Source organism: Micromonospora sp. CPCC 205561 (genome assembly GCF_036906775.1).
Taxonomy (GTDB): Bacteria; Actinomycetota; Actinomycetes; order Mycobacteriales; family Micromonosporaceae; genus Micromonospora.
This window is the reverse complement of the sequence record NZ_JBAKHV010000035.1, coordinates 59,942-68,057: the sequence shown is the minus strand read 5'-3', so window position 1 is coordinate 68,057 and position 8,116 is coordinate 59,942. Positions and strand designations below refer to the sequence as shown.

The 8,116-nt window shown below is 76.4% G+C and carries 9 protein-coding genes; 3 read left to right on the top strand and 6 right to left on the bottom strand.

Features of this window, described 5'->3' with window-relative positions; translation table 11 throughout:
- Both V6V16_RS18910 and V6V16_RS18905 read left to right on the top strand, forming a co-directional pair.
- A partial coding sequence (locus V6V16_RS18910; RefSeq protein WP_334563826.1) for a glycosyltransferase family 4 protein occupies positions 1–888 on the top strand: 888 nt, incomplete at its 5' end.
- A 212-nt stretch (positions 889–1,100) separates the two neighbouring features.
- The gene (locus tag V6V16_RS18905; protein ID WP_334563825.1) at positions 1,101–1,910 is read left to right on the top strand and encodes a metal-dependent hydrolase; all 810 of its coding nucleotides are present in this window, start codon (positions 1,101–1,103) and stop codon (positions 1,908–1,910) included.
- A 17-nt stretch (positions 1,911–1,927) separates the two neighbouring features.
- On the opposite strand, the gene V6V16_RS18900 is transcribed toward V6V16_RS18905, so the two are convergent.
- The 5 genes from V6V16_RS18900 to V6V16_RS18880 form a co-directional block, all read right to left on the bottom strand.
- On the bottom strand, positions 1,928–2,992 hold the full coding sequence (locus tag V6V16_RS18900; RefSeq protein WP_334563824.1) for a phosphotransferase: 1,065 nt from the start codon (positions 2,990–2,992) through the stop codon (positions 1,928–1,930).
- Between the two features lie 5 nt (positions 2,993–2,997).
- Positions 2,998–3,222 (bottom strand): hypothetical protein, encoded by a 225-nt coding sequence (locus tag V6V16_RS18895; RefSeq protein ID WP_334563822.1) that lies wholly within the window; start codon positions 3,220–3,222, stop codon positions 2,998–3,000.
- Between the two features lie 240 nt (positions 3,223–3,462).
- Positions 3,463–4,173 carry an SAM-dependent methyltransferase gene (locus V6V16_RS18890; RefSeq protein WP_334563821.1) on the bottom strand — a complete coding sequence of 237 codons (711 nt, stop codon included), beginning with the start codon at positions 4,171–4,173 and terminating at the stop codon, positions 3,463–3,465.
- 44 nt (positions 4,174–4,217) lie between these two features.
- Entirely contained in the window at positions 4,218–4,811 is a 594-nt protein-coding gene (locus V6V16_RS18885; RefSeq protein ID WP_334563819.1) for a nucleotidyltransferase family protein, read from the bottom strand.
- A 195-nt stretch (positions 4,812–5,006) separates the two neighbouring features.
- Positions 5,007–5,819 carry an NAD(P)H-binding protein gene (locus tag V6V16_RS18880; RefSeq protein ID WP_334563817.1) on the bottom strand — a complete coding sequence of 271 codons (813 nt, stop codon included), beginning with the start codon at positions 5,817–5,819 and terminating at the stop codon, positions 5,007–5,009.
- 81 nt (positions 5,820–5,900) lie between these two features.
- Between V6V16_RS18880 and V6V16_RS18875 the strand changes: the two genes are divergently transcribed.
- Positions 5,901–6,314 carry a winged helix-turn-helix transcriptional regulator gene (locus V6V16_RS18875; protein WP_334563815.1) on the top strand — a complete coding sequence of 138 codons (414 nt, stop codon included), beginning with the start codon at positions 5,901–5,903 and terminating at the stop codon, positions 6,312–6,314.
- A 15-nt stretch (positions 6,315–6,329) separates the two neighbouring features.
- Here V6V16_RS18875 and V6V16_RS18870 read toward each other — a convergent pair whose 3' ends face one another.
- Positions 6,330–8,036, bottom strand: a complete 1,707-nt coding sequence (locus V6V16_RS18870) for a bifunctional 3'-5' exonuclease/DNA polymerase (RefSeq protein WP_334563814.1) — start codon at positions 8,034–8,036, stop codon at positions 6,330–6,332.
- Between the last annotated feature and the right edge of the window lie 80 nt (positions 8,037–8,116).

Genomic DNA, 8,116 nt, shown 5'->3' with positions numbered 1-8,116 from the left:
CGGCACCAGGGCTGGCTGCCGGAGGAGATGAACCGCACCATCCACGGCGTCGAGCACTGGCTGAGCAACGCCTCGGCCCGGGTGATCGCCTGCTCGGGCTACATGAAGGACCAGGTCACCACGCTCTTCGACGTGCCGGCCGGGCAGATCGACGTGGTGCCCAACGGGGTGGACGACCGGGCCTGGCGGGCCCGACCGGGGGCGGTCACCGCCGCCCGGGCCCGCTTCGCCGGCGACGGCCCGCTCGTCGGGTACGCCGGCCGGCTGGTCTACGAGAAGGGCGTGCAGCACCTCGTGCACGCCGTGCCGTACCTGCGCGACCGGCACCCGGGGCTGCGGGTGGTGATCGCCGGCGACGGCCCCTACCGGGCGGAGCTGGAGGAGGAGGCCCGCCGCCTCACGCTCGGGCAGACCGTACGCTTCGCCGGCTTCATGGACTCGACCCAGCTCCCGGCGCTGCTGGGCGCCACCGACGCGACGGTGGTGCCCAGCCTCTACGAGCCGTTCGGGATGGTGGCCCTGGAGGCCGCCGCGGCCGGCGCGCCGCTGGCCGTGGCCCGCATCGGCGGCCTCGCCGAGATCGTCGAGCCGGGCGTGACCGGGGTGACCTTCCCGCACGGCGATCCGGACGCCCTCGGCGCGGCGGTCGACCAGCTCCTCGGCGACGAGGTCTTCGCCCGGCGGGTCGCCCGGCGGGCGCGGACGATGGTCGGCCGGCGGTACGGCTGGGCGACCATCGCCGCGCGGACCGCCGGCACGTACGCGGCGGCCTGCCGGGAGCACGGCCCGACGCAGGCCCGACGCGCCGCCGCCCGGCTCGGCGAGGCCCGGCAGAAGATCACCATCCCGGAGGGGAACCTCCTCGCGGTCGGCGGCGCCGTCTGCTGAGCGGGCGCGCCGCCGCCTCCCGCCGTCCGGTGGCCGACAGTCCGGGTCCCGCCGGCCGCCCGTCCGGGCATACTTCCTGCCGGGCGGCAGAGCCGGCCCACCCCCTCCCGTCACCGTCCGCGATGGAGCGCGCGGGCGGTGCCCCTGCGCCGCGACGACGAACTACAGTGGCGTAGTTTGGCGCTCAAGATCCCTGGGGAGGGTGAGCCGACATGATGGGACCGTCCCACGCGCTGTCCGGCGCGGCGGTGTGGCTGGCCGGCTCCTGGGCGCTGGAGCACTTCGCCGACTACCACCAGACGCCGCTGGAACTCGCCGTCGGCACCGCCGTCTGCGCGGGCGGGGCACTCTTCCCCGATCTTGACCTCTCCGGCAAGGTGACCCGCAACCAGGGCGGGGCGACCGTCGCCCGCACCTTCGGCGTCTTCTCGCTCTTCATCGCCGAGGTGATGGAGAAGGTCTCGCTCGGCGTCTACTACGCCACGAAGCTCAGCAAGGACCCACGGCGCAACAACGGTCACCGGACGCTGACCCACACGATCCCGTTCACCCTGCTGGTCGGCTGGGGCACCACCAGCCTCTGCGCCGCGTACGGCAAGTGGGCCGTCATCGGCATCCTGTTCTTCATGTTCGGGCTGGCGCTGCGCGGCCTGTTCGACAAGTGGGCGGAGCGGGCCGGCTGGGTGATCGTGACCCTCGCGTCGGCCGCCGCGGCCTGGTACACCTTCGCCAACCTGCCCGGCGGCCGGGGCTACCCGCTGATCGGCACCGCCGTCGGCGTCGGCTGCTTCGTGCACATCCTCGGCGACATGATCACCCGGGCCGGGGTGCCGATCCTCTGGCCCATCCCGATCAAGCGTCGGATGTGGACGCCGATCGGGCTGCCGAACAGGTTCGCGCTGCGCGCCGGCGGCAAGACCGAGGTGGTGGTCGTCCGGGCCGTGCTGACCGCGATCTCGGTGCTCGCGGCGGCCGGGCTGGTGGCCCCGTCGGTGCTGCAACGCTTCAACATCGACGTCTGACGGCGCTCCCCCACCGGTCAGTCCCACACCCCGGCGGCCCAGCGGGCCAGCAGCTCCAGCACCGGTCGGCGGCCGGCCACCACCGCCGCCTCGTCGCGGGCGTCGTAGGTCTGGCTGACGGCGGACCGCCCGAGCCGGCCGAGCATCATCGGCGCCAGCCAGAAGTACTTGGCCGCGCCGGTGAGCCGTACCGCCCGGGCCACCGCCTCCGGCGCGACGGCGCCGCGCAGCCCCTCGGTGTAGCGGTCGAGCACGGTGGCGGAGACCTCGTCGAGCAGCGCGACGTCGACCAGCCCGTCGAGGAAGGTGTCCAGCACCAGGTTCGCCGCGTCCTCGCCGACCGGGCCCGGGCCGACGCCCGACCAGTCCAGCAGCACCGGGCCGTCGGCGGCGAATACCAGGTTCATGGGCCAGCAGTCGTGGTGGCAGAGCGTACGCGGCAGCCGGTCGGTGGCGGCGAGCACGTCGTGCCGCCGGTCCCAGAGCGTCCGCAACCCGTCGCGCAGGGGGCGCGGCCAGGCGGCCACGGCGACCGGGTGCTCCCACGGCACCGGCTCGCGCACCGGCCGGCTGAGCGTGTAGTCGCGCAGCCAGTCGCGAGAAAGCCAGCCGGGCGGGCGACGGCCGGGCGACAGCCCGCCCGCCTCCGGGTCGCCGAGCCAGCGGGCGTGCCCCGCGCCGAGCCGGAGCGCCGTCTCGCCGAGATCACCAGGCGTGCAGGCGATGCCCGGCCTACCGGCCGCCTCCGCCAGCCACAGCGCCACGGAGCCGTCCGGCCGGTCGTCGACCGCCAGCGGTGCCGGCGCGGCCAGCCCCGCGTCGGCGTACGCGGCGGTGGCCAGGCCGCTGCGGTACGCCTCGACCTCGCGACGCCAGTAGTTCCAGTGCCCGGGCTCGTCGCTGCCGGCCCAGTGCGCCGGCCCGGGGCGACCGGGCGGGGTGACGAGCTTCAGCACGGCCGCCCGCCCGTCCCGGCGGGTGCGCCAGACGCCTCCGGTCACCCCGTTGAGGGTGTTGTGGGTGAGCGGCTCGGCGGGTGTCCCGGCGGAGACCAGGTCCACCGGCGGGCGGGACGCGGACACGGGCGTCAGGGCCGCTGCGCGCGGTCCACCGGGGACCCCTGCGGCACCTTAACGGCGCCCGGCGGCCCGGCGCCCGGCACCATCGACGGCCCGGCCGGCACCCCACAGTGGCCGGCGTCGGTGACCAGGCCCACCGCGGGCGGTGCCAGGTAGCCGACCGGTCCTTCTTCGACGCACACCGGTCGGGCGGCAACCGCCCCGGCGGCGTGCCGGGCCAACGTGCCGATCATCGCCGCACCTCCCCCGTTGTTGGCGGGCCCGACCGGCCGGCGACTCCCCACCGGCGACGGATACCGCCGTGCCGACGCTAGCGGAGGAAGGGCCCGGCGTGGGGGCGCCGCCGGCCACCGGCCCAGCAGGCGGTCACCCCGTCGCGCCCGGCGCCTCGGCACGTGGTCCCGGCCCCCGGCGGGGAGCTGTCGAGCGGGGCGCCCGGGACGCGGTGCAGGAGTTGCGGGCGGAGGTGGCGATCAGGCGGGGGTCAGCACCAGCCAGCCGAAGCCGAGGACGTCGCGGTAGCCGTCGAGGTACTCGTCGCGCCGGCGGTCACAGAACGCGCGCGCCTCCGGCGTGCCGAGGCGTTCGACGCCCGCCCGCCAGTCGGACTCGAAGTCGTCCCACTCGGCGAGGGTGGAGGCGGCGACGTGCAGCGGCCGGAAACCGGCGTCCACGGTGAGCCGGGCCAGGGAAGCCAGGTCGGGGAGGTCACCGAACGTCTCGCGAACCTGGTCGCCGGGGCTGGCCCGGTAGAAGCCGCCGGCGAACAGCAGCCGGCCGCCGGGCGCGGTGAGCCGGTGCAACGCGGCGAGGGCCTGCCCGGTGTCGCCCCAGACGTGGCCGGCCCCGATGTTGACGACGAGCTCCGCGGGCCGGTCCCAGGTGGCGGCGTCCGCGCGGTGGAACGTGACCCGGCTGGCGACCCCCAGCTCGGTCGCGCGCAGCTGAGCCCGCGCGGCGACGTCGGCGTCCCGCTCCACCCCGTCGCCAGGGATGCCGTGGGTCGCGCACAGCCGCAGGAGCAGCTCGCCGTTGCCGCAGCCCAGGTCCAGGGACCGCCAGCCCGCCCCGGCGGGGGCGAGCCGCCGGATCAGGTCCGCCGCCCGCTCCTCGCCGAGCGGCGCGTTGTGGGTCAGGTTCGCCGCGGCCGCGGCCAGGTACGGCGTCAGGTCTGCGTCGGTCATCGGCGCAGGATAGTCCGATACCCGGCCCGGCAGGGGCCCGCCGGTCAGACGCCGACGCGCTGGGGCGGCACCGTCAGCCCGTAGAGCGCCATCAGTTCCGGGGTGTCGACCCGGCTGCCGTCGGCCACCGAGTCGCAGGCGATGTCGACGATCTGGTCCTTGTGCGCGAGCAGGTAGGGGCGGGCGCCGACGTCCGCGCTGGCCAGGGTGGCGATGCCGGACCAGTGCCGGCGCCCGAACAGCATCGGGTAGCCGCGCAACCCGCCGTAGGTCGCGCAGACCAGCACGTCGGGGTACGGCAGCGCGGTCACCCGGCGTACGGCGGCGGCGGTCAGGCCGGGCATGTCGACCGGCAGCACCACGACCGCCTCGATGCCCTCGTCGTCGAGCGCGGCCAGGCCGGCGCGGATGGACGAGCCGACGCCGGTGCCCCACGCCCGGTTGATCACCACCGTGACCCGGCTCAGGTCGGCCGCCTCGCGGACCTGGTCTGCCGCGGCGCCGAGCACGACCACGATCCGCTCGCAGCCCGCCTCGGTCATCGTGTCGATCATCTGGTCCACCAGGGGCTTCTCCCCCTGGTGCAGCAGCGCCTCCGGGGCACCGATGCGACGCCCCCCGCCCGCGGCGATGATCATTCCTGCGATCCGGTTCAGCTGGGCCCCCTCCACCGTGGAGCGGGCCGGTGCGCGAGGGCACGGCCCGTTCCGTCGTACGGACATCGGGAGCAACGAGGACAAGGCGGGCCGGGTAGCGGGGCGAAAAGGGAAAATAGTGCAACTGTTACCGGCGTGGGCCTCCGCCGGACCGCCCGCGGTGGGCTGTGCCCGCGCTCAGGAAGACGCCCCGGCGGCGGCCAGCGCGACCGGCATCGGGTCGCGCGGTGCACGCGCCAGCAGACGCGCCAGGTCGCCGTGGGTCCCGGCGAGGAAGCCGGCCGCCGTGGCCGAGTAGATCGACAGGAGCATGGCCGGCTGGAAGGGCAGCAGGCCCGGCCCCGCCAGCGTGGCCCGCCGCTCGCCCAGGGGGGCCGGGCGGTAGGGCACCCCCAGCCTGGCGGCGAGACCGGCCGCCGTGAGCGCGACCGGGCCGGTCAGCTCGTACGTGCGGCCACGGTGGGCGGCGGGGTCCGCGGCGACCCGCACGGCGGCGTCCGCCAGATCATGCCGGGCCACCGCGGCCAGCGCGCCCGCGCCGAAGGGGGCCGTGACCGCGCCGCCGACCGGGGCGGCCAGCTGACCGAACAGCTCGGCGTAGAGGCCGTTGCGCAGGATCGTCCAGTCCAGCCGGCTCTCCCGCAGTCGACGCTCCGTCCACCGGTGCGCGAGCGCGAAGGCCAGGTGGTCGCCGGCGCCGACCAGGCTCGTGTACACCACGTGCCGCACCCCGTGCCGCTCCGCCGCCGCGACGACCCGTTCGTGGCGGGCCAGCACGACGTCGTCCTCGCCGCACCCGGCGGAGACCAGCACCAGCACGCGTACGCCCGCCAGGTCCGGCCCCGCCGGATCGTCGAAGTCCACGGGCCGCCCGGCGTCGCCGAAGCGGCCCGGGGTGCGGCTGCCGGCGAGCGGGGCCAGGCCCCGCTCGGTGAGCCCGGCGTGGATGAGGGAGCCCAGGTGCCCGGAGGCACCGGTGACCAGCAGCATGAGGCGAACCTTTCGGTGGTACTGAATCGGAACTAGCCTCATCGTCAGGAACCACGGCGGCGGCCACAAGGAGGCACTTCGATGTCAGCAGGGCACACGGCGGTAACCGGCGCGCTGGCGCCCTGCGGCCTGCCGGAACACCCGGACTGCGGCATCCGCGACGTGCTCGACCGCATCGGCGACAAGTGGTCGGTGCTCGCGATCGTCGAGCTCTCCTCCGGCGCCCGGCGATTCCGGGAGCTGCAACGGGCCATCCACGGCATCTCACAGCGGATGCTGACCCTGACCCTGCGCCGCCTGGAGCGCGACGGCCTGGTGCTGCGCACCGCGTACCCGACCGTCCCGGTGACCGTGACCTACGAGCTGACCGAGCGCGGCCGCAGCCTCACCCACCTGGTCCAGCAGCTGGCCGACTGGTCGCTGGCGCACAAGGACGCGATCGCCCGGTCGCGGCACGCGTGGGACGCCGCCAACCCGGGATCCGGCGTCTCCTGACCCCGGGCGGTCGCCTCACGCCGCGTCGGCATAGCAGTCGACGACGGACAAGTCCAGCGGGAAGCGGACCGGGGTGTCGCCGAAGAGCAGCGCGGCGGCCCGCTCCCCGCAGCGCTCCACCGCCTCGGCGACCGCCCCGGCCCGCTCCGCCGGGCAGTGCACGACGACCTCGTCGTGCTGGAAGAAGACCAGCTCGGCGCCCGTCCCGGCCAGCTCGGCACGCAGCGTCGCGAGCAGCGTCGAGGCCCACTCGGCGGCCGTGGCCTGGATGACGAAGTTGCGGGTGAAGCGCCCCCGGGAACGGGCCGCCCGCGCCCGCGGCGACCGCGGGTCGTCGGCGCCCTCGGGGTCGACGCCGGCGTCGGCGTCGGCGAACCCGGCCGTGCCGGGCGGGCAGGTGCGCCCCAGCCAGGAACGGACCAGCCCGCCGGCCTCGCCCGTGCGGGCCGCCGCCTCCACGTAGCCGAACGCGGTCGGGTAGTTGCGCCGCAGCACCGCCAGCGCCGGCAGCGCGGCACCGCCGGTCTGCCCGTACATCGCGCCGAGCAGCGCCACCTTGGCCCGGGGCCGGTCGCCGCCGAAGGCGTCCTGGGCGAGGGCGGCGTAGAGGTCACCGGCGCCACCGGCGGCGGCGAGGCGGGCGTCGCCGGAGACGGCGGCGAGCACCCTCGGCTCCAGCTGGCCGGCGTCGGCGACCACGAACCGCCAGCCCGAGTCGGCCACCACCGCCCGCCGGATCACCTTGGGGATCTGCAACGCGCCGCCGCCCCGGGTCGCCCACCGGCCGGAGACCACCCCGCCCGGGACGTACTCCGGCTGGAACCGGCCGTCGCGCACCCAGGCGTCGCGCCAGGCCCAGCCGTGCGCCGTCCAGATCCGGTAGAGCTCCTTGTATTCCAAGACCAGAGGAACGGCCGGGTGGTCCACCCCGCGCAGCACCCAGGCCCGGGTGTTGGGCAGCTCCACGCCGGCCCGGGCGAACGCCCGCAACAGCTCTGCCGGGGAGTCGGCGTGCAGCTGGCGTACGCCGAACGCGTCGGCGATCCGCGCGGCCAGCTCGGCCAGCCGGCGGGGCGGGCCGCCCACCGGCGACGGCTCGCCGAGCAGCTCGGCGAGGATCTCGTCGTGCACGTCGGCCCGCCAGGGCAGCCCGGCGGCACCCATCTCCACCGCGATCAGCGCGCCGGCCGACTCGGCGGCGACCAGCAGCCGGAACCGGCCGGGGTGCTCGGTCGCGGCGACCCGGGCGAGCTGGTCGGCGTACACCCGGGTGAGGGCCTCGACGCCGGGGCCCGGCGGACCGGGCGGGGCGTCGAAGAGCGCGCCCTGCCCGTGGCCGGGCGGGGCCGCCGGACGGGGCGGCGGGTCGGGGGGCACCGGCGCGCCGGTCAGCCGGGCCCAGGCCGCCGCGAGCGAGCGGGGCTCGCCCCACCGGCCGGCGTGGCCGAGCAGCAGCGCCTCGGTCAGCTCCACGTCGTGGCAGCGCTCGACCCGCACCCCGGCACGCAGCAGCGCCGGGTAGAGCGTCGCGCCGCAGGCCCACACCCAGCGCGGGCGCTCCGCCGCCTCGCGGGCCGCGACGGCCGCGGCCAGGTCGGCCACCGGCCGCACCGGACCGGCCGGGTGCCCGGCGGCGTCGAGGGATTGCAACGCTCCCCCGCCCCGCTCGTCCGAGACCACCGCAACCAGCACGGATGCGATTCTGCCTCGCCCCTGCGACACTCGACCCGCCGACCGCCGCCGCGCCCCCCGGCCGGACCGGTACGGCCGCGGTGGGAGGAGGCGACCCGACCGGCGGAAAC